The sequence below is a fragment of the Chryseobacterium oncorhynchi genome (assembly GCF_002899895.1).
Lineage (GTDB): Bacteria > Bacteroidota > Bacteroidia > Flavobacteriales > Weeksellaceae > Chryseobacterium > Chryseobacterium oncorhynchi.
Map to the genome: position 1 here is coordinate 115,584 of NZ_PPEI02000007.1, position 18,745 is coordinate 134,328.

The 18,745-nt window shown below is 34.4% G+C and carries 21 protein-coding genes; 14 read left to right on the forward strand and 7 right to left on the reverse strand.

Annotation, left to right across the window (positions count from 1 at the left end):
* Nucleotides 1-109: 109 nt before the first annotated feature.
* The 5 genes from C1638_RS19535 to C1638_RS19555 all read left to right on the forward strand — a co-directional run bounded on the left by C1638_RS19535 (nt 110) and on the right by C1638_RS19555 (nt 4,313).
* Nucleotides 110-2,128, forward strand: coding sequence for a M3 family metallopeptidase (locus tag C1638_RS19535; protein WP_109623625.1), 2,019 nt, complete (start codon nt 110-112; stop codon nt 2,126-2,128).
* Nucleotides 2,129-2,157: 29 nt separating this feature from the next.
* A complete protein-coding gene (locus C1638_RS19540) occupies nt 2,158-2,541 on the forward strand; it encodes a tetratricopeptide repeat protein (protein ID WP_109623626.1) in 384 nt (127 codons plus the stop codon).
* An 86-nt stretch (nt 2,542-2,627) separates the two neighbouring features.
* Nucleotides 2,628-3,044, forward strand: a complete 417-nt coding sequence (locus C1638_RS19545) for an immunity protein PIM1 family protein (protein WP_109623627.1) — start codon at nt 2,628-2,630, stop codon at nt 3,042-3,044.
* A 189-nt stretch (nt 3,045-3,233) separates the two neighbouring features.
* Complete coding sequence (locus C1638_RS19550) at nt 3,234-3,434, forward strand: YqaE/Pmp3 family membrane protein (RefSeq protein ID WP_076352648.1); 201 nt, start codon at nt 3,234-3,236, stop codon at nt 3,432-3,434.
* A 147-nt stretch (nt 3,435-3,581) separates the two neighbouring features.
* Nucleotides 3,582-4,313, forward strand: coding sequence for a class I SAM-dependent methyltransferase (locus C1638_RS19555; RefSeq protein ID WP_109623691.1), 732 nt, complete (start codon nt 3,582-3,584; stop codon nt 4,311-4,313).
* A gap of 183 nt (nt 4,314-4,496) precedes the next feature.
* Here C1638_RS19555 and C1638_RS19565 read toward each other — a convergent pair whose 3' ends face one another.
* Both C1638_RS19565 and C1638_RS19570 read right to left on the reverse strand, forming a co-directional pair.
* Nucleotides 4,497-5,897, reverse strand: a complete 1,401-nt coding sequence (locus tag C1638_RS19565; RefSeq protein ID WP_109623628.1) for an MFS transporter — start codon at nt 5,895-5,897, stop codon at nt 4,497-4,499.
* A 39-nt stretch (nt 5,898-5,936) separates the two neighbouring features.
* Nucleotides 5,937-6,500 (reverse strand): TetR/AcrR family transcriptional regulator, encoded by a 564-nt coding sequence (locus C1638_RS19570; protein ID WP_109623629.1) that lies wholly within the window; start codon nt 6,498-6,500, stop codon nt 5,937-5,939.
* A gap of 116 nt (nt 6,501-6,616) precedes the next feature.
* Here C1638_RS19570 and C1638_RS19575 point away from each other — a divergent pair, with 116 nt between their 5' ends.
* The 3 genes from C1638_RS19575 (at nt 6,617) to C1638_RS19585 (ending at nt 8,447) form a co-directional block, all read left to right on the forward strand.
* Complete coding sequence (locus tag C1638_RS19575; RefSeq protein ID WP_109623630.1) at nt 6,617-7,282, forward strand: hypothetical protein; 666 nt, start codon at nt 6,617-6,619, stop codon at nt 7,280-7,282.
* Nucleotides 7,283-7,316: 34 nt separating this feature from the next.
* Nucleotides 7,317-7,694 carry a VOC family protein gene (locus tag C1638_RS19580; RefSeq protein WP_109623631.1) on the forward strand — a complete coding sequence of 126 codons (378 nt, stop codon included), beginning with the start codon at nt 7,317-7,319 and terminating at the stop codon, nt 7,692-7,694.
* Between the two features lie 138 nt (nt 7,695-7,832).
* Nucleotides 7,833-8,447 (forward strand): hypothetical protein, encoded by a 615-nt coding sequence (locus C1638_RS19585; protein ID WP_076352654.1) that lies wholly within the window; start codon nt 7,833-7,835, stop codon nt 8,445-8,447.
* 8 nt (nt 8,448-8,455) lie between these two features.
* Here the strand turns inward: C1638_RS19585 and C1638_RS19590 are convergent, their stop codons facing one another.
* Both C1638_RS19590 and C1638_RS19595 read right to left on the reverse strand, forming a co-directional pair.
* On the reverse strand, nt 8,456-9,475 hold the full coding sequence (locus C1638_RS19590) for an NAD-dependent epimerase/dehydratase family protein (protein ID WP_109623632.1): 1,020 nt from the start codon (nt 9,473-9,475) through the stop codon (nt 8,456-8,458).
* A 59-nt stretch (nt 9,476-9,534) separates the two neighbouring features.
* Entirely contained in the window at nt 9,535-10,110 is a 576-nt protein-coding gene (locus C1638_RS19595) for a Crp/Fnr family transcriptional regulator (protein WP_109623692.1), read from the reverse strand.
* Nucleotides 10,111-10,239: 129 nt separating this feature from the next.
* On the opposite strand from C1638_RS19595, the gene C1638_RS19600 reads away from it, so the two are divergent.
* Nucleotides 10,240-12,612, forward strand: a complete 2,373-nt coding sequence (locus C1638_RS19600; protein ID WP_109623633.1) for a TonB-dependent receptor domain-containing protein — start codon at nt 10,240-10,242, stop codon at nt 12,610-12,612.
* Between the two features lie 91 nt (nt 12,613-12,703).
* On the opposite strand, the gene C1638_RS19605 is transcribed toward C1638_RS19600, so the two are convergent.
* Both C1638_RS19605 and C1638_RS22715 read right to left on the reverse strand, forming a co-directional pair.
* Nucleotides 12,704-13,078 carry a hypothetical protein gene (locus tag C1638_RS19605; protein ID WP_109623634.1) on the reverse strand — a complete coding sequence of 125 codons (375 nt, stop codon included), beginning with the start codon at nt 13,076-13,078 and terminating at the stop codon, nt 12,704-12,706.
* The gene (locus C1638_RS22715) at nt 13,078-13,212 is read right to left on the reverse strand and encodes a hypothetical protein (protein ID WP_262509813.1); all 135 of its coding nucleotides are present in this window, start codon (nt 13,210-13,212) and stop codon (nt 13,078-13,080) included. The genes C1638_RS19605 and C1638_RS22715 overlap by 1 nt, the downstream gene beginning before the upstream one ends.
* A gap of 99 nt (nt 13,213-13,311) precedes the next feature.
* Between C1638_RS22715 and C1638_RS19610 the strand changes: the two genes are divergently transcribed.
* The 5 genes from C1638_RS19610 (at nt 13,312) to C1638_RS19630 (ending at nt 17,194) form a co-directional block, all read left to right on the forward strand.
* A complete protein-coding gene (locus C1638_RS19610; RefSeq protein WP_109623635.1) occupies nt 13,312-13,932 on the forward strand; it encodes a TetR/AcrR family transcriptional regulator in 621 nt (206 codons plus the stop codon).
* Nucleotides 13,910-14,407 carry a GNAT family N-acetyltransferase gene (locus tag C1638_RS19615; protein ID WP_109623636.1) on the forward strand — a complete coding sequence of 166 codons (498 nt, stop codon included), beginning with the start codon at nt 13,910-13,912 and terminating at the stop codon, nt 14,405-14,407. Before C1638_RS19610 ends, C1638_RS19615 begins: the two co-directional genes overlap by 23 nt.
* Nucleotides 14,408-14,791: 384 nt before the next feature.
* Nucleotides 14,792-15,991 (forward strand): tyrosine--tRNA ligase, encoded by a 1,200-nt coding sequence (tyrS, locus tag C1638_RS19620; protein ID WP_109623637.1) that lies wholly within the window; start codon nt 14,792-14,794, stop codon nt 15,989-15,991.
* A gap of 139 nt (nt 15,992-16,130) precedes the next feature.
* Complete coding sequence (locus C1638_RS19625; RefSeq protein ID WP_109623638.1) at nt 16,131-16,679, forward strand: hypothetical protein; 549 nt, start codon at nt 16,131-16,133, stop codon at nt 16,677-16,679.
* Between the two features lie 74 nt (nt 16,680-16,753).
* On the forward strand, nt 16,754-17,194 hold the full coding sequence (locus C1638_RS19630) for a GNAT family N-acetyltransferase (protein ID WP_109623639.1): 441 nt from the start codon (nt 16,754-16,756) through the stop codon (nt 17,192-17,194).
* A 38-nt stretch (nt 17,195-17,232) separates the two neighbouring features.
* Here the strand turns inward: C1638_RS19630 and C1638_RS19635 are convergent, their stop codons facing one another.
* The gene (locus C1638_RS19635; protein ID WP_109623640.1) at nt 17,233-18,744 is read right to left on the reverse strand and encodes a helix-hairpin-helix domain-containing protein; all 1,512 of its coding nucleotides are present in this window, start codon (nt 18,742-18,744) and stop codon (nt 17,233-17,235) included.
* Nucleotide 18,745 lies beyond the last annotated feature (1 nt).

Below are 18,745 nucleotides of genomic sequence, written 5' to 3' on the forward strand. Positions count from 1 at the left end.
TAAAGTTAATGCATTTTTGTCATAACTTGGTATCCGGGCATTATTTTTGTGCATTTCAGCTATGATTCTTTGATGAATCATTACATTTACTTTAACTAAAAATCGAAAAATGAATATTTTAACAGAAAAATTTAACACTCCATATCATTCAGCACCATTCGGTGACATTAAAAATGAAGATTATCTTCCTGCTTTTAAAGAATTAATTCAAAAATCTGAAGAAGAAATCAATGCTATTGTTAACAATTCTGACGCTCCAACTTTTGAAAATATTATCGAAGCATTAGCGTATTCAGGGGAGCAATTGGATGTAGCTTCCAATATATTTTTCAATTTAAATTCTGCAGAAACCAGTGATCAACTTCAACAGATTGCTCAGGAAGTTTCTCCAATTTTAACGGAATATTCTTCTAAAATCTCTCAAAATGAAGCCCTTTTCAATAAAATCAAAAAAGTATATGATGAAAAGGAAAAATATAATCTTAATGAAGAGCAGGCGATGCTTTTAAATGAAACCTACAAGGGTTTTGTAAGAAGCGGAGCGCTATTGAATGAGGAAGACAAGGAAAAACTTAAGAAAATCAGCATGGATCTTTCTTTAAAATCCCTGCAATTCGGACAAAATGTACTGGCTTCTACCAATGCTTATTTTAAACATATTACCAATAAAGAACAATTAGCAGGAATTCCTGAGGCTATCATCGAGCAATACGCAGAAGAAGCTAAAGAGAGAAATCTTGAGGGCTGGGTAGTTACCTTGCAATATCCAAGCTATATCCCGTTCATGACCTATGCTGAAAATCGTGACCTGAGAAAGGAACTGGCTTTGGCTAACGGTAAAAAATCTTTTGATGGCGGAGAATTTGACAATCAAAATCTTATTAAAGAACTTCTCAATTTAAAACAACAGAAAGCTGAACTTTTAGGATATAAAGATTATGCAGACTTTGTTCTTGAAGAAAGAATGGCAAAATCTCCGGTAAAGGTTTTTGACTTTTTGAATGAGCTTTTGACCAAGGCAAAACCTTACGCTGCTAAAGAAATTGAAGAATTAAAATCTTTAGCCAAAGCTGACGGAATTGAGGAAGCACAAGGCTACGACCACGCTTTTTATGCTGAGAAACTTCGTAAGGAAAAGTACGACTTTAATGATGAGGAATTGAAACCATACTTCCCATTGGATCAAGTGCAGGATGCTGTTTTCGGATTATCCGGAAAACTGTTCGGATTGACTTTTGAGGAAAGAAATGACATTCCGAAATACCATGAAGATGTAAAAGTATATGAGGTAAAAGAGAACGGAACTTACAAATCTTTATTATATGTTGATTATTTCCCAAGAAAAGGGAAAAGAGCCGGAGCATGGATGACCAGTTACAAGAATCAGTACAAGCAAAATGGTGAAAATTCTCGTCCACATATCTCAATCGTTTGTAATTTCAGCAAACCTACCAAGGATACTCCTAGTTTATTAACTTTCCAGGAAGTGACCACTTTGTTCCATGAATTTGGACATGCTCTTCACGGAATGATGGCGGATACTCAATATCCAAATCTTTCGGGAACTTCTGTAAAATGGGATTTTGTGGAACTGCCTTCTCAGTTTTTAGAAAACTTCTGCTACGAACCAGAGTTCCTGAAAACTTTTGCCAAACATTATAAAACAGGAGATGTACTTCCTGACGAAAAAATTGAAAAAATTGAGCAGTCCAAAAACTTTATGGAAGGCTATCAGACATTAAGACAAATCAGTTTTGGGCTTCTGGATATGAACTATCATACAAAAGTGGCAGAACTTGACAATGAAAGTGTGAAAGCGTTTGAAGATAAATATACCAAGGCTACAGCGCTTTATCCTACCAATCCGGAAACGGCAATGAGTCCAAGTTTTTCACATATTTTCCAGGGTGGATATTCTGCGGGATATTACTCTTACAAATGGGCGGAAGTTCTGGATGCTGATGCTTTCCAATATTTTAAGGAAAACGGAATCTTTAATCCTGAGATTGCAGCTAAGTATAAAGTACTCCTTTCTTCAGGAGGAACTAAGGATCCAATGGAGCTATACAAGAATTTCAGAGGCAGTGAGCCAAAAGTGGAGAGTTTGTTGAAGAGAGCATTTGGATAGGAAAAAAATAAAATACACTTCAATAACAAATGAATAGTATATCGCAAAGACTTGAAAACGTTAAAAAACTTCAAGCGAAAAGGTGGCAGAATGAAGATCATTGGGATACTTTAAACGATCTTTTAATTAAAGAATTGGATGAAATTTTACTTATTGAACCCGAGAATACTTCCGCGCTCATCAACATTGGTGCAATTTATTCTGATATGGGAGAAAATGAGAAAGCTTTGCATTATTTAAAAAAAGCTTTAAGCCTAGGATCGGAAGATAAAAACCTGTTTGTAAATCTGGCAATTGTTATGATTTACATGGAGAAGCATCAGGCAGAATATTTAGAATATCTAGAAGAAGCTGAAGATAAAATTGAGAATCCTCTTACTTTTAAAGCTTATTTTGATCCCCAATCTCATTAAAACAAATTGTATCAAAATTTTAGAGGAACTAAACCTAAAGTGGGGTATTTATTGAAAAGAATTTTCATAGAGTTTACCTTTAAATTATGACAGAAAAATTAAATAAACTAGAAGCAGCTTTTAAAGAGACTTTAAAAGCTGCTCTTACTCATATCGATTCTGAAAAGATTGATGAAATATTGGATAACAGAGAGTCACCTGAATTTTTAGATCCATGGATGGAAGCCTATCACGCCATTGGTGAAAGAACAGTTGGTCAAGAAATAGAAGATAAGATTGCTGATATTCGAAAGAATATTTTTGTAATGATATTCAGAATTACTCAGACAACAAGTTTACCAGCCTATATTTCTGATGATTTTGAATTAATTTCTTCTTATTGTCTTCACAACCTTGAAAACAAATGGGTAACTAATTTACTTTTCACTTATCTTCATCACAAAATTCCGCAGGGAAATCTCCTTATGCAGACGGATAAAACAATGAAAGAATTACTTCAATAAGCAGAGAAAGCTGAAAGAGATTCATTATTCTATTCATTTTTATCTTTAAGCTGTAAAGAGAGGCCTAGGATTTGCAAGGAATAATGGGAGTAAGAATATTCAAAAATTATGCACAGTTAATGACATCGATCAACTGAAAATCAATATCTTTAAAATAATAATTTATTCAATTTTTAAAATCTTTAAACCATGTTACTAGCCATTTTACTTCCCTTTCTCTCTTTTATTATCCGAGGAAAGGTACTTACCGGAATCATTTGTCTGATCTTACAGATTACTTTAATAGGCTGGCTTCCCGCTGCAATTTGGGCTGTTTTATCTTTAAACAATGAAAGAGCCGATAACCGAAATAAAGAATTAATTCGTGCTATGCGCCAAAATCAAAGGTAAAGCTACTTTTGATTATAAAAATTTATCAATCCTTTATTCACATAAAGGATTTTTTGTTTTTAAAAGTTTTTCAGTTTATAGTTGTAATTTTATCTTCCTTTATTATTGAAATCCAATATTAAAAACAACTTCAAATCTCCTCATCCTATGAAAGAAAATAAATATGATAATCCGTCTTTTTTTGACCAGTACGAAAAAATGCTTCGGTCCCAGCTGGGATTGGAAGGAGCCGGAGAATGGCATGCCCTGAAAAATATGTTACCTGATTTTACAGGAAAAAATATCCTTGATCTTGGCTGTGGATTTGGATGGCACTGTCGTTATGCAATAGAAAATGGTGCAAAATCCGTCATTGGAATAGATCTTTCGGAAAAAATGCTGGCTAAGGCAAGAGAAATCAATACCCTTGAAGGGGTTCAATATGAAAGAAAAGCCTTAGAAGATATTAGCTACCCTGCCGAGCAGTTTGATCTTGTTTTAAGTTCTCTGACCTTGCATTATGTAGCATCCTTTGATGCGATTGCTCAAAATATTTATCAATGGCTAACTTCAGGAGGACACTTTGTCTTCTCAGTGGAGCATCCTGTATTTACGGCTGAGGGAACTCAGGACTGGGTGTATGATAAAAATGGTGATAAAACAAGTTGGCCCGTGGATCGATATTTTATCGAGGGTAAAAGAAATACTACATTTTTGGGAGAAAATGTTATCAAATACCACAGAACTTTAACCTCTTATTTGAATACTTTATTAAAGCATGGTTTCAAAATCAGGGAAATTATTGAGCCTGAACCTAGCCCGGAAATGCTAAAAGAAATTCCGGAAATGAAAGATGAACTTCGCAGACCGATGATGCTATTGATCTCTGTAGAAAAATAAAATAACTCTTTTCTAATGTTTGAAAACAGGTGTATACTATATGTTGAAGTGGCAACAGACATTAAACCAAAATATCCTATTGAAGTCTGAAGAAATTCAAAAAGCATTTCAAAAATATAAGCTGAACAGCGGTGAAGAGTTTACCTATGGATAAGAAAGCCATAAAATAAGAAACCTTCTACATTATATTTTTCTCTTAGGAAGAACATAATCCGGCACCTTAACAACAGCAGTTATGACAATAATTAAACAAAAAACATTAATCAACACAGCTATTGAAAAAGCTTTATGATAATCTTGTACTAAAGGTTTTTCTCCCAGAAAATAATAAAAAACACTTCCAATGGCTACAATGCCAATGATAGCAGCAATCTGTTGAAATGTATTATAAACACCTGATGCATTTCCCATTAGTTTTTCCGACATTCCTGATAAAGCAATATTCGCTAGTGAAGGAATGATGGAACCTACCCCTACTCCATGTAAGAACAGCAGTACACATAAAAGATAAAAGTGTGCTTGAATTCTGAAAAATATAATCTGAAGAAAAAGAATCACTATAATAAAGCCCAACCCTACGATCAATGCTCTTTTCCCATATTTTAAAATTAATTTTATGGAAAAAACTGAGGCCAGTATAAATCCTAATCCCTGAAAAACAATCACTTCCCCTGCACTCAGTGGACTCATCTTTAATCCGTCCTGAAAAAAAAGAGAAAGAATATAAAAATAGGAATCGAGCATAATAAAAAAGAAAGAAACCGCTATAATTCCCAGATTAAAATTTTTATATTGAAACAATTCAAAATCAATTAAGTATGACTTTCTTTTCTTCAGCTTATTTTTCTGATTTTTTATGAAGTAAATTAAAATACAGACAGAAACAGCAACCAGTATTATATTTTGAATAGTAATCCCTTCTTTTTCGGAAGCCGTCAAAGCATATGTAGCACCAAAGAGTCCAACAGTCAATATGATTACCCCCCAAATATCAAAAGATTGTCTGACCTCCATTTTTGACTCATCCAATTGTTTTAAACTATAAAAAACAGCAATAAGACAAATAGGAATATTGATTAGAAAAATAAGTCTCCAAGACTCTTCAAATAACGTTAATGATGAAAAATACCCCCCTAAAAACTGCCCCAAAATAGTTCCTATTCCGATCGTAATTCCGTACCATCCCATTGCTTTTGTCCGTTCTTCATGCTTCGGAAATAGAGTCTGTATCATGGAAAGTACCTGTGGTGACATCATTGCAGCGCTAATGCCCTGTATAAATCGTGAAATAATGAGCTGAACAGCTCCTGATGAAATCCCACAAGCTATAGAACTTACCATAAAAAATATCAACCCGATAATAAAAATTCTTTTCCGGCCATATAAGTCTCCTAACCTCCCGCCGGTAATCAGAAAGGAAGCAAAGCCAATAAGATATGCTGCTATGATAAACTGCATTTCCCCATTGGAAGCATGAATACTCTGTTGTATAGACGGAATGGATACGTTAATGATAAATATATCCATTATAGTTAGCAGTTGTCCAAAAAGTATAACAATTAATTTCAGATAGTTATGTTTCATTTTTATATAGATATATCTATTTTTTAATATTAAAAAAAATTAAGGAAGTAAGCCCTTAATCATTTTTTTCACCTGATCGAAAGAATCATTTATTTTAGTAATTGTAGAGCTTACTACAGCTCCTTCTATTAACAGGAAAATATGATCTGCCATTAAGCCAGCATCTCTCAACTGGTGCTTATCACTGTATTCTTTTATGATGATACGGATCATTTCTTTTTGCTTATCCTTGTGTGTTTTTACAAAATCAGAAACTATAGGATTTCCATCCCCTATTTCAGAGATAATCTTGATGAAGTGACATCCTGCAAACCTGGAAGATTGCTGTAATTTTTTTCGAAAATCAATCAAAGCAATGATTTTTTCCTTTGGTTCCTGAATATTGGAAATACTATTCTCAAACCCCTCAAACCAGTTTTTTTCTTCTTTAATCAAATAGGCCTGAAGAAGATCATTTTTGGATGAAAAATGATTGTACAAAGAGCCTATCGCAATATCAGCCTCAGCAATAATCTGATTGATTCCCGTAGAATTATATCCTTGCTTATAAAAGAGGTCTGATGCTACCCTAAGGATTCTGTCGTGAACTTTTTCTTTTTTCATTCCAAAAATTTTTACAAATCTACACAAAAAATAGATAAGTCTATCTATTTTTAGATTAATGAAAAATTGTATTTTTAAATTAGGATAAAAAATCTTTAACCAGTAAAAGACAAGCCATGTTCAACTTATTTAACAAGAAAAAAAATAAAGCTAATATTCACTCTATAACTATTCCTGATCAGGGATGGAATAAATTATCTGAAGACGGAGATGCCATAAGATGGGTCAATCCACAGCAGTCGGCCCTTATCGTTCTGCACTTTTTTGATAAAGAACCTGATCTTCCTACCGTAAAAGATCTGGATTACCTGAAAAAATTTTACAGAAATATTGCAGCATCTTCCAATGGTGGTACCGTAGAAACAGACATTCTTCATATTCATGATATTCCCACGGTAAAAACTATTATTAAAATTCCTCAACAGGAAACAGGGATGGTTTATATCGCATCGATAACTATTCCGTTTGAAAATTGCAGCTACGTTGTGAAAATTCAGGCCAATGAAATTGGTGTTACGGGAATGAGAGATGCAGTTATTCTGAACAGATTAATGGAGACCGGCGAGGTAGAAATAGGTGAGGAAAACATCATTAATTGGTTTGAAGACCCCTATGATCCGGACTTTAAACAAGGAACTCCCATGAATAAGTCTGAACTGGAAAAATATGACCATGAATTTCCGGAACATCCTCTTTCCATAGCAAGATCCCTGATTAAGAAAATAGCTGCAGAAATGGTATTTCAACCGGTTATAAAGGAACTTCCGTCATTTAAAAAATAGTAATCAGTCGCAGAAAACCATTCCTACGAAAATTATGAGTAATACTAATCCTGTTGTTTATTTTGAGATTCCCGTTAATGATCTGGAACGCGCCGAAACATTCTATTCTGCTGTTTTTAATTTTAGTTTTGATAAGGAGATTATTGATCATTATGAAATGGCTTTATTTCCTTTCGAAGAAAAGAACAGTGGTATAACGGGTGCTTTAGCCAAGGGAGATGTCTATAAACCATCAAAAAACGGTGTTATTATTTACTTTAAAACAGGAAATATCGAGGCCACTTTACACCGGGTAATTCAGCACGGAGGAAAGATACTCTATCCAAAGAAAATTGATGAGAAATATGGTTTTGCAGTGGCTGAATTTGAAGATTCTGAGGGAAACAGAATTGCTTTACATCAAACTCTTTAACTCAATGAAAGTTAGAATTAAAAACTTTTAAAATCTTTAATTTTCCTTTCCATTCAATACATAATACTTTTTAGAGGAAGTTTCTGCATATTTTGTATCTTTAAATACCATTTTATAAAAATTATTTGGTCAATAGACATGGCAGAAGAACTTTATTTCATCAAAACCAATCCTAATATTGCCAAAATTAACTTGTACAATAAGCTCTGCCGTGAAGAAGAAAATATCCTAACTTTTCTGCAACCTAATGGAAAAGCCAACCTTGAAATCATTAAGGATAAGGTAAAAGACTCTGTAGAAGAGCTTACCAAGGAAGAACTATTAAGTATTTTTTCCTGGTTCAGCAAAATGTATCATTCTGATGATGAGGAAATAAAAACTCAGTTGTTCATCCACGGTATAGATCTTTTTTATGAAATTCCATCTACCAATCATGTGGAAAACTTTCTGCAGATTCTTTCCAATTACGAAAAACTCTTCCAGCAAGATCTTAATTATATTGTCAATGCCCAGAATTTTAATCAGTTTCTGGTCTACGGAATCTTTTTAACAGAAATAATTAACAAGGAACAGGGTAAAGAAAACATTCTGTATGACTATCTGAAATCTGATTATGAATCTTTATATGTACTTGCCGAAAAACAATCAAAATTAGAAAGTTTTGAAAAAAATGATAGTGCGAATCTGCAACATTATTTCAGTGATTTGTACGATTTAACCAAGTTTTATAAAGGCTCCATTATCCAGCTTTAATTCAATGTCTACATCTCTTTTAAAAGTTCAGGATTATTCATCAGATAATCTAGTGCTTCTTTTACTGCCTGTTCAGGATTTTTAGGATTAAAACCGAGCTCATTTCTAGCCTTTGAAATATCAAAATTCTGCTGTAATCCTGAAAACATGGCAATATCTTTTCTGGTCAGTACCGGAGCTTTTCCACTTAACTTTGCAGTGAATTCCATCATGCCTGCAATAGCAAACAGAATTCCTTTGGGAACAGAGTTGGGAACATTTAATTTAAGTTCCGGATAAAGTTTATTGGCTAAAATAGTAGTATCCGTAATAGTCATGCATTTTTCATTAGCCAAGATATATCGTTCTCCTGCACGTCCTTTTTGGGCAGCCAGATAACATCCTTCAGCAACATCTTTTACATCTATCCAGTTTAGGGTAATTTTAGTATCTACCGGAATTTTCTTATTCAAAATAAGCTTCAGGACTCCATAGGAAACATTTAACGGTAAAGAAGCCTCACTTCCTATCATAGCTGATGGCATCACTGAAACAAGTTCTACTCCAAGCTTTTTGGCCCATTCAAAAGCTAGTTTTTCACCATCATTTTTAGAATTATAATACATATCCCTACGATCAGGATTATATCCATTACTTTCTTTGGTTGGTAAGCTGGAATAATCTAACGCAGCAATAGAGCTTACATAAACAATCTTCTTCACTCCTGCTTCAGCCGCTGCTTCAATTGTATTTCGGGTACCATTAATATTCACATCGTAGATCTCTTTTTTAGGGTCCTTAGCCCATAGTTTAAAAGAAGCTCCTACTGCATAAAATGTCTCTACCCCTTTCAGCGCTTTTACAAAGGACTTTTTATCTGTAATATCTGCCTGTACCAAATCACAGTCTAGGTTTTCAAAAGGTTTTTTATTATGAATATTCCGTACTGTTGCCCGCACCGGAATGCCTTGTTTCAATAAAAATCTGACCAGATTATTTCCCAAATGTCCATTAGCTCCTGAAACGAGGCTTAAATTATTCTTTGTCATTGCATTGATTTTAATGCAGCAAAGTTCATCCTCCTGTCTTCGAAACTACTTGACTTTTGTTAGTTAATTATTTTTCTTCTGATTCTACTCAGGCTTTCCGGTTTCATTCCCAAAAAAGAAGCAATATACTGAATGGGAACATTCTGAATAATCTCAGGATAATCTTTTATAAGTTTAAGATAACGTTCTTCTGCATTCAGAACGGACAGTTCTCTGGAACGATTTTCATTGTAAGCAATTGACTGCTGGAAAACAGAAATACTAAAGTCTTTCATCGACTGGCTTTCCCTGACCAGATTATCCAGGTTTTTCTTAGTAATCCTTAATAGTTCACAGTCTGTAACGCATTCTACATAATCTTCAGATATTGTCTCATTGATAAAATGGGAATAAGATGTAAAAAAACCGGGTGGGCAGTTGATGTGAGTGGTTACTTCATTTCCATTCTGATCTGTATAAAACAGCCTGAGATACCCTGAAACAATATAATAAAGGTAACCGGGTATTTTTCCTGCTTCTTCAATTATTGTATTTCTGGAAAACTTCACCGGCTCAAAATACCGTTTGACAGCTTCTGTTTCTTCCTGACTAAAATTATGATCGGAACCAATATACTGTAACAGCTTGTCATGCATTGAACTGAATATTTTACGTGTATTACAAAAGTAGTCAAAAGAAAAATCAGTACTGGTTTCCAAAACATTTTTTTCACGAGGGTATGTAATATCCTGCAATTTTTAATTGTCTTGTATAAAAAACGAAACATGAACCGAAGGATTATTCTTCTTATAAGTCTTATCTCCACTTCTTTTATTTATGCTCAAAGTGTTGAGGGAACCGTTACCGACAAGGCCAATAAACCGGCCTCTGAAACTGAAGTACTGATCACAAAAGACAATGCTAAATTTTCTGCTATTACAGACGAAAAGGGAGCTTTTAAAATTCCTCTAAAAGAAAACGGAAATTACTTACTTGAAGTTATAAAAGATGGAGTAAAAACCAATAGTGAAAATATTACAGTAAAGGGGAATGCTAAAAAAGATATTCAGATTCAGGATGAACCTGTTGTACAGAAAGTAGAAGGGGTAACAGTTACTGTAAAGAAAAAATTATTTGAAAGAAAAGTAGATCGTTTAGTCTTCAATGTGGAAAATTCTGTTGCTTCCCAAGGAATTGACGCAATAGAAGCTTTAGCCAAAACACCCATGGTAAAAACCAGTGATGAAGCAATAAGCATTGCCGGGAAAAGCAACGTTGCTGTTATGATTAATGACAGATTACTGAACCTGAATGGGCAGGAACTTATCAACTATCTGAAGACCCTTCGTTCTGATGATATTCTTAAAATTGAGGTGATCACCACTCCACCTGCAAAGTATGATGCTGAAGGAAAAAGTGGACTGATTAATATTATTTTGAAAAAGAACGCCAACCTTGGCTGGAATGGTTCTATCCAGACTTCCGGAAATTATTTTTGGGGGAAGCCAACGGTTTCTGCCAGAAGTGGAGCTACTTTTAATTATCAGGGAGAAAAACTTTCTTTAAGCACTAATCTGTCCGTTGGAGATAACTATTGGCAATACAATACTTACAGTAATATGGTAGGTACTACAAACAATAATTTTTGGAACAGAGACAGTGATAACCTCAATAATTACAAATACAAAAGCGGAAATATAAAGGCTGAATACAAGATCAATGATAAAAACGTTGCGGGATTCAACTATAATTATTCACACAGCAATCCTTGGGAAAGGAGTGAAAATACCTCAACCAGATTCAATGATAAAGGTTTGGTAAATATTGTTTCCAATTTCAGCAATAGAAACAGCAGGGATGTGCACAATGCAACGGCATTTTATGAAGCAAAGATAGACAGTATGGGCGGTAAATTGAATCTGACGGCCAATATGATGCTTAACAATTCCAATGGAAAGAACTTCTCAAATACCCTTAGTCCTGAAACAGTTTACACAATGGCTAATCCTATCAGCAAATACAGAATCTACTCTGGGCAGGCTGATCTTGAAAAAACTTTTGGCAAAATCAAAACAGAGTCAGGAGTAAAGTATACGAAGATTAAAAATGATTCTGAATTTAATTTCTTTGATATTAAAAACGGACAATATAATCTTAACATGGATAAAACCAATACATTCCTGTATAATGAAGAAAACTATGCCGCTTACTTTTCCACCAATTTTAAAATTAATGACAAGTGGGATGCAAAAGCCGGACTTCGCTACGAATACACAACACTGGAAGGAGTTTCTATGAATGATGATACTTCTGCAAACATCAAGTATGGTAAGTTTTTCCCTACAGCCTATTTAAGTTATAAACCTAACGAGAATCATTCATTTTCATTGAATTATTCACGTAGAATTTCACGCCCGTATTTTGGCAACCTGAATCCATTTAAATACTTCATCTCAAATTATGAATATACTACCGGAAATCCTTATTTATTGCCCTCGTTTTCCGATAATTTTGAACTTGGATATGTCTTAAATAACAACTTCAATGTCACCTTATACTACAATTATAATAAAGACAACTGGGACAGGATTCAAATGGTGGATGACAATTACAGATATACAGTTGCCAAGAACTTTTATAATGAAGATCAGGCGGGAATCAACATCAGTTACAACTACAACAAATTGAAATGGCTGGAGTCCAACGTTTTTGTAAATGGTTTTTATGCAAAATCAAAATCCTATGATCCTGCCATTGTATCTACACCGGCAGGCTACAGTGCCAACATTAACATTGATAACAACTTTTTCCTTAATAAAGAAAAAACAGTAACCCTAATGCTTGGCCTGTGGGGAAGTCTTCCTAACAGAAACGGAAATACTTATTATTATACCAACGCCCAATTGTATACGGGAATGAAGCTAAGCCTTATGGATAAAAAGCTTCTTATAAATCTTTATCTCAATGATATTCTGAATACCAACCGTGAAAAAGGAATAGAATATTATCCAACCTACAATATAGATTACCAATACAAAGGAATTACAAGGAATATACATCTTTCTCTTACCTATAAATTCGGGAATAATAATGTGAAAGGGGCTACTAAGCAGGTGAAATTTGAAGAATCCAACAGAGCAGGTGGAGGCAACAATTAAATTTCAGCAATTGAATTCAATATAAAAACAGGATAGAAACTATAACCCCGGCCGGCAGTTCCTTCATATAAGGTTCTGCCGGCCTTTTTTATTAAAATTTAAAAGTTTGTTTTTTTATATGAGATAGCTTGATCTTAAAAATATAATATATCATCCCTCCTGTAAAATACGCCAATACATCAAAAATATCTCCTGTAAAAAGCTTCGACAGCTTTGGACAAAGGATTTCAAACAAAAAGGACAGATATACAACTGAGGTCAAAACAAATTTTAGATAAGGCTTCCACCGAAACCTCAGCAGGGAGTTCATGATATATTCAATCAGATAACAATACATGGGAACAGTGATAAAATCTGTGAAATGATCATTAATGACAGGAATATAAATACTATTCTGTCTTAGCTGGATGATGATAATCCAAACAGCCACTCCTAATAAAAACCAATACGAAATTCTCTTTTTCATTACATGTGTAAAACAGCCATAATAAATCCGATGATAATCTGCAGAACTTTTGCCACTATATCCTGTAGATCTGTTTCATTCTTTTTTTCATTCTTTGGTGCTGCGTCGTAATCAAATTTTTGTTTTCCTTCCATTGCAATACGATTTGATGCTACAAAGATATTAAATTAGAACAATTGTTCTAATTTTGAAAATATGATTTAACACAGCTCTTATATTCTTATATTTGGATTATGAACACAAAAGAAAAAATATTGTCTAAAGCCTTGGAACTCTTTAATGAAAAGGGATACAACAATATCACCACGAGGCATATTGCGACAGAGCTTAGCATTAGTCCCGGAAATCTACATTATCATTTCAAGCATTCTGAAGATATTATCAAGATTCTTTTTGCCGAACTTACCCTGAAAATGGATGAGCTGCTGAATAGGATGAAAAAAATGGAGATGACAACATTGGAGGATCTTTATGCTTTCACCTTTTCCACCTGCGAAATTTTTTATTCCTATCGATTTATTTTCATCAATTTTGTAGATATTTTAAACAAAATTCCTGAGGTAAAATCTAACTATGAACAGATTAATTTCAATAGAAAAGAAGAGTTTCAAGTAATTTTTTCTGGTTTTCAGAAGAATAATATTTTCCAAAAAGATATTCCCAGTTTTATTGTAGATTGTCTTACAGAACAGATCTTTATTATAGCAGACAATTGGCTTACCCACAACCGATTAATCTCGAAGCTTAATAAAAAAGCAGCCATTCAGCATTATACGCTTTTACAGATGAACCTCTTTTATCCTTTACTTAATAAGGACCAACAAACACTTTATGAACAGCAATACATCAAATAACTCCAAAATATCCATTAGAAACGGAAATAAAAACGATCTGAATGAAATGCTTCTCCTTTTTCGGGAGACCATTAGCAGTATCTGTAAAAATGATTACACTCATGATCAGCTTGAGGTGTGGAAATCCGGTGCAGAAAATAAGGAAAGATGGGAGAAAGTAATTGGTGGCCAATTTATTTTAGTGGCAGTATACAACCATCAAATTGTTGGTTTCTGTACCCTTGAGAAAGGAGATTATATCGATTTACTTTTTGTACACAAAGATTATCAACATCAGGGAATTGCTTCCCAGCTCTATCATCTGATCGAAAAGGAAGCAGTAAGACAAAATAAAAAACATCTGACAGCAGACGTCAGCAAAACAGCAAAATCTTTTTTTGAAAGAGTAGGTTTTGAGGTCATCAGAGAGCAAACAGTGAATGTAAAAGGGATTGATCTCACCAATTATAAAATGGAAAAGAAACTGATTTTATGATAAAAAACATATATGATCATTCTGGTCAATTTATGGCATAGAATTAGCTTCAGGAATGACAAGTAAAATTGTTTTGAACCTCTATTTTAAACCATTAAGATTAGTAGACGGTTAAGTTTTTTTATAAAAACAGATCTTGTTATAACCTATACAATGCATCTTAATGGTTTAAATATTGGATTTACAGGAAAACCTGTTATATTTACAATCTAATGAAACATTTAAACAGCATATTGCGTCTTCCTTTTTTCAGTGAGTATTACTCTCCGAGCTATCGTTCGGGAAGATTTTCTATATCTGTGATTCAATAATTACAATAATCTCAATCTATATAGAGCCCGGACAGTACCTGTCCGGGCTTTTTCATTTCAAAAATATTTCAAAATGATTAATACATTACAAGAAAATGTGGCCATCATCCTTCCGGAAAACGGGTTGGAAGAAAAATTAAATCAGGCCCAAAGAGAAAACAGAAAATTATCCATTAAACTAGGCTTTGACCCTACTGCTCCCGATCTGCATTTGGGCCATGCCGTTGTACTCAAAAAACTAAAGCAATTTCAGGATCTGGGACACCAGATTATTATTGTTGTGGGAAGTTTTACAGCAAGAATTGGTGATCCAACAGGAAAGAACAAGGCAAGAAAACCTTTAAGCGCAGAAGATGTACAACACAATGCACAGACCTACATCAACCAGCTTTCAAAGGTAATTGATGTTGAAAAAACAAAAATTGTATTCAATTCTGACTGGCTGGATGCTCTTTCTTTTTCCGAGGTGATCCAGCTGATGTCAAAGGTTACAGTAGCCCAACTGATGCACAGAAATGACTTCAACAAAAGGTTCACAGAGAATACCCCTATTGCAATGCATGAACTGGTATACCCTATTCTTCAGGGGTTTGATTCTGTAAAAATTGAATGTGATATTGAAATGGGTGGTACGGATCAACTTTTCAATTGTACAATGGGAAGACAGCTACAGGAGGTGCATCAGATGCCTGCCCAGATTGTGATGTGTATGCCATTGCTAAAAGGCTTGGACGGAAAAGAAAAAATGAGTAAATCTCTGAATAATATCATCGGATTAACAGATGAGCCTAATGATATGTTTGGAAAAACAATGTCTATTCCGGATGCCTTGATTGAAGAGTTCATTGATCTGGCAACAGATTTATCCGTTGAAGAAAAAATAAGCTTAAAATCTAGACTAGAGAATGATGAAAACCCAATGAACATCAAGAAACTGATTGCAAAAAATATTATTCGTCAATACCATGATGAAACAGCCGGAGAAAATGCAGAACTGTTTTTCAATAATCAGTTTCAGAATAAGAATTTTGAGGAGAAAGCGTTTGAGCCTATTTCCATAGATACTCTACATCATGTTCAACATAAAACAACCTTAGTGGAGCTTTGTCATCAATTAAAAAAAGACCTCAGCAAATCTGCCGTACGAAGACTCATCATAAGTGGTGGAGTTCAAATGAACAGCATAAAAATGACAGAACCTGATCAGGAAATTGAACTTTTAAAGGAAATTAAGATAAAAATTGGAAAAAGGACTTTTTTTGAACTGGTGTAAAGGAGAAACGGAATGTTGGAAGTCGTCAACAATGATTAATTTAATGATATTTCCAGCATTCTTTTTCCACTTATAATCCTGGACTTTTATTTTTTGAATCAGCTTAAATCAATATCTTCGCTTCAGTAAATAGATCGTAATGACGCAAGCCGATATTCTGAACCTGATTGATGATGAACTGCTTCTGGACAACATTAAAACCGAGCTGAATAAGCAGCACATTGTCTGGACAGATCATTCGGGTACAGAAAATTCTATAAACATTCATCAAACAGCCATTAATAATGATGGAGTTATTGCCTGGTGGCAGTATAATGAAGCCGGAAAAGAACAGGTTCGTGTCAGATTAGAGGAAAGGAAAATTATTACCTGGAAGCTTCCTGTTAATACCCTAGAGCAGCCATCGTTTCGGGATGGTTCTTTATATTTTTATGAAAACTACCTGATCATTAAATACAAGGATAAACATTATCAGAGATTATTCATTTTTAATATCAAAACTTTACAAACTGAGGAGATCATTCTCGATGCTCTTACTATTCAGATAAAAGTAATAGGCAATGAATTGTTTTTGGGCGGACTTTACCATGATGAAGAGTTTATAAAGGTTACTATGTATGCTGACCGTTTTGAAAAAGAAAATATTGATGAGGCCTATCTTCAACAAAGAAGTATTATTTTTGATTAAATAAAATTGCAGGGAGCAAACAAATTTCACATCATTACATTAAAATATGGTCTAAAATTGGAATTTAAAACAATATGAATACCTCAATTACCTATAGAAAAGCTACAGAAAACGATCTTGATTATCTTCTTGATCTTAGAATGAAAACCATGGTTCCGCATTATGCTGAAGCCGATCTTCCTACAGATGATGATACAACGCTTAAAAGAGTTCTTCACGAATTTGAAAAAGCAAATATTATTCTTCTGGATAATGAACCAGTGGGATTATTAAAAATAAACAAGACTAACTCTGAAACGGAAGTTCTGCAGCTTCAGATTGATCCCAGCCAGCAAGGAAAAGGATTGGGAAGACTAATTCTTACAGATATTCTGAAAGAGGCTTCATTGGTGAAAAATATTGTTTCATTAAGCGTGTTAAAAACCAATAAGGCGCAACATCTCTATTCAAGTTTAGGGTTCAAAATTATAAGCGAAGATGAGCATTCTTACTTCATGGAACTCTCTCCAATTTAAAATATAAATTCTTATCCCATTCAACTTCTACAATAGAGTTATTGATTAGCCATGGTCACATAGATCAACCTGCCTCCTTCTTCAGCAGACAACAAGATTTTTTTACCATCAGTAAGTTCCACCATAGAACCCGTAGGAATTTCCTTTTGTTCCGTGATGTCTTTCATTCCGGATAGGCTTTGATTCACCAACACCCATTTTCCCTGATGGAATGTAAAATATCCTACCGGCATCTTATCCTGCATGGTTAGATTTTCGTTTCGTATCACCTTTCTGGAAACATGCCACTTGAATAAATATTGATTATGATAGACCATTAATCTGTGATTTTCCGGTTTCCATACCTCATCATCAAACCTAAAATAGAGATCCAGAACAGGTAATGTTCCTTGATGTGGCGTTCCGCAGAAAGGGCACTTCGGGCTGCTGGTGTTATCAAATACATACCATTTTTCTGTACATTCGGAATTGTGACATGGCTGGATCAGATCTACAGTCTTCAACAGAGCCGTTTCCCATTCATTGGCAGTAGGACGTCTGATGGGGTCATGCAATCCGTCCACAAATGTTTTTCTGAATAAATCTGCAATGTATGGGCCTGCTACCGTATAAGAGATCTTTTGAGGATCACCCCAGAATGCATCCCATTTTCTAAGATGGTCAGCTTTCACATAATTGGTTGAATCATTCGGGTGCTCTATGAACATTGCTTTTTCACCCATTGATAAAATTTCATCTTTTTCAGAATCTAAATCCCAGATTTTCCCGCCACGTAAGGGATGTCTTCTGAGCAGATACATATAGATCAGTACTGCAAGAGCGTGTAGATCTGTTTTTTGGTTGGGTAAATGTCTTTCGGGGTCCTGAAGTTTCAAGTGTTTGGTCTTTAAAACTTCGGGAGCGATGAAATCTGCTGTACCAATTACTTCTGGAGGGAATAATTTTGGAACAACAAGCCCGTCTATATCAATGATGCAGGCTGATTTTGTCACCGGATCCACCAAGATATTATTGTAAGACAGATCAGAATGAGCAAGCCCCATCTGATGTAGTTTTTTGACTCCTCTACTGATATTAATGGCAATCTGAAAATAACTCAGCCAATCACCTAATTCTGACTGATCAAGTCTTAGTGGGTATTGTGGATTACGAAACATCGGTGCTGTATACCACTTCCCTACTTTATCCTCTCCCTGAATATTATCTGAACCTATATAGCCTTTAGCAAAGAAAAACTTCTGACTATAGATGGGAACTACAATTCCTGTGAGTTTATTTTTCTCAACAATATCATAGGGCCATCTGAATATTTCATTCAGAAAATAATCTGAAGCATTTCCATTCTGAATACTTTGAAGATAGGTAGAAACAATCCTCATGATCCTCTCTTTCTGCCCCTCGTCCAATGGATTTCTGTAAAAAGCTACTACATAATCTCTGTCTGGAGAGAAGTAAACATCTTTCACCCCACCCTGAATTGGCTTTTCATCAACATATTCATAGGATTTGGCTGCATCCAGAACAGAAGTAACCCTGATAGTATTTTTCATG

Excerpts from the sequence above, each read along its gene's own strand:
- C1638_RS19535 (WP_109623625.1), top strand. The coding sequence starts at position 110 with ATGAATATTTTAACAGAAAAATTTAACACTCCATATCATTCAGCACCA.
- C1638_RS19540 (WP_109623626.1), top strand. The coding sequence starts at position 2,158 with ATGAATAGTATATCGCAAAGACTTGAAAACGTTAAAAAACTTCAAGCG.
- C1638_RS19545 (WP_109623627.1), top strand. The coding sequence starts at position 2,628 with ATGACAGAAAAATTAAATAAACTAGAAGCAGCTTTTAAAGAGACTTTA.
- C1638_RS19550 (WP_076352648.1), top strand. The coding sequence starts at position 3,234 with ATGTTACTAGCCATTTTACTTCCCTTTCTCTCTTTTATTATCCGAGGA.
- C1638_RS19555 (WP_109623691.1), top strand. The coding sequence starts at position 3,582 with ATGAAAGAAAATAAATATGATAATCCGTCTTTTTTTGACCAGTACGAA.
- C1638_RS19565 (WP_109623628.1), bottom strand. The coding sequence starts at position 5,897 with ATGAAACATAACTATCTGAAATTAATTGTTATACTTTTTGGACAACTG.
- C1638_RS19570 (WP_109623629.1), bottom strand. The coding sequence starts at position 6,500 with ATGAAAAAAGAAAAAGTTCACGACAGAATCCTTAGGGTAGCATCAGAC.
- C1638_RS19575 (WP_109623630.1), top strand. The coding sequence starts at position 6,617 with ATGTTCAACTTATTTAACAAGAAAAAAAATAAAGCTAATATTCACTCT.
- C1638_RS19580 (WP_109623631.1), top strand. The coding sequence starts at position 7,317 with ATGAGTAATACTAATCCTGTTGTTTATTTTGAGATTCCCGTTAATGAT.
- C1638_RS19585 (WP_076352654.1), top strand. The coding sequence starts at position 7,833 with ATGGCAGAAGAACTTTATTTCATCAAAACCAATCCTAATATTGCCAAA.
- C1638_RS19590 (WP_109623632.1), bottom strand. The coding sequence starts at position 9,475 with ATGACAAAGAATAATTTAAGCCTCGTTTCAGGAGCTAATGGACATTTG.
- C1638_RS19595 (WP_109623692.1), bottom strand. The coding sequence starts at position 10,110 with ATGCATGACAAGCTGTTACAGTATATTGGTTCCGATCATAATTTTAGT.
- C1638_RS19600 (WP_109623633.1), top strand. The coding sequence starts at position 10,240 with ATGAACCGAAGGATTATTCTTCTTATAAGTCTTATCTCCACTTCTTTT.
- C1638_RS19605 (WP_109623634.1), bottom strand. The coding sequence starts at position 13,078 with ATGAAAAAGAGAATTTCGTATTGGTTTTTATTAGGAGTGGCTGTTTGG.
- C1638_RS22715 (WP_262509813.1), bottom strand. The coding sequence starts at position 13,212 with ATGGAAGGAAAACAAAAATTTGATTACGACGCAGCACCAAAGAATGAA.
- C1638_RS19610 (WP_109623635.1), top strand. The coding sequence starts at position 13,312 with ATGAACACAAAAGAAAAAATATTGTCTAAAGCCTTGGAACTCTTTAAT.
- C1638_RS19615 (WP_109623636.1), top strand. The coding sequence starts at position 13,910 with ATGAACAGCAATACATCAAATAACTCCAAAATATCCATTAGAAACGGA.
- tyrS (WP_109623637.1), top strand. The coding sequence starts at position 14,792 with ATGATTAATACATTACAAGAAAATGTGGCCATCATCCTTCCGGAAAAC.
- C1638_RS19625 (WP_109623638.1), top strand. The coding sequence starts at position 16,131 with ATGACGCAAGCCGATATTCTGAACCTGATTGATGATGAACTGCTTCTG.
- C1638_RS19630 (WP_109623639.1), top strand. The coding sequence starts at position 16,754 with ATGAATACCTCAATTACCTATAGAAAAGCTACAGAAAACGATCTTGAT.
- C1638_RS19635 (WP_109623640.1), bottom strand. The coding sequence starts at position 18,744 with ATGAAAAATACTATCAGGGTTACTTCTGTTCTGGATGCAGCCAAATCC.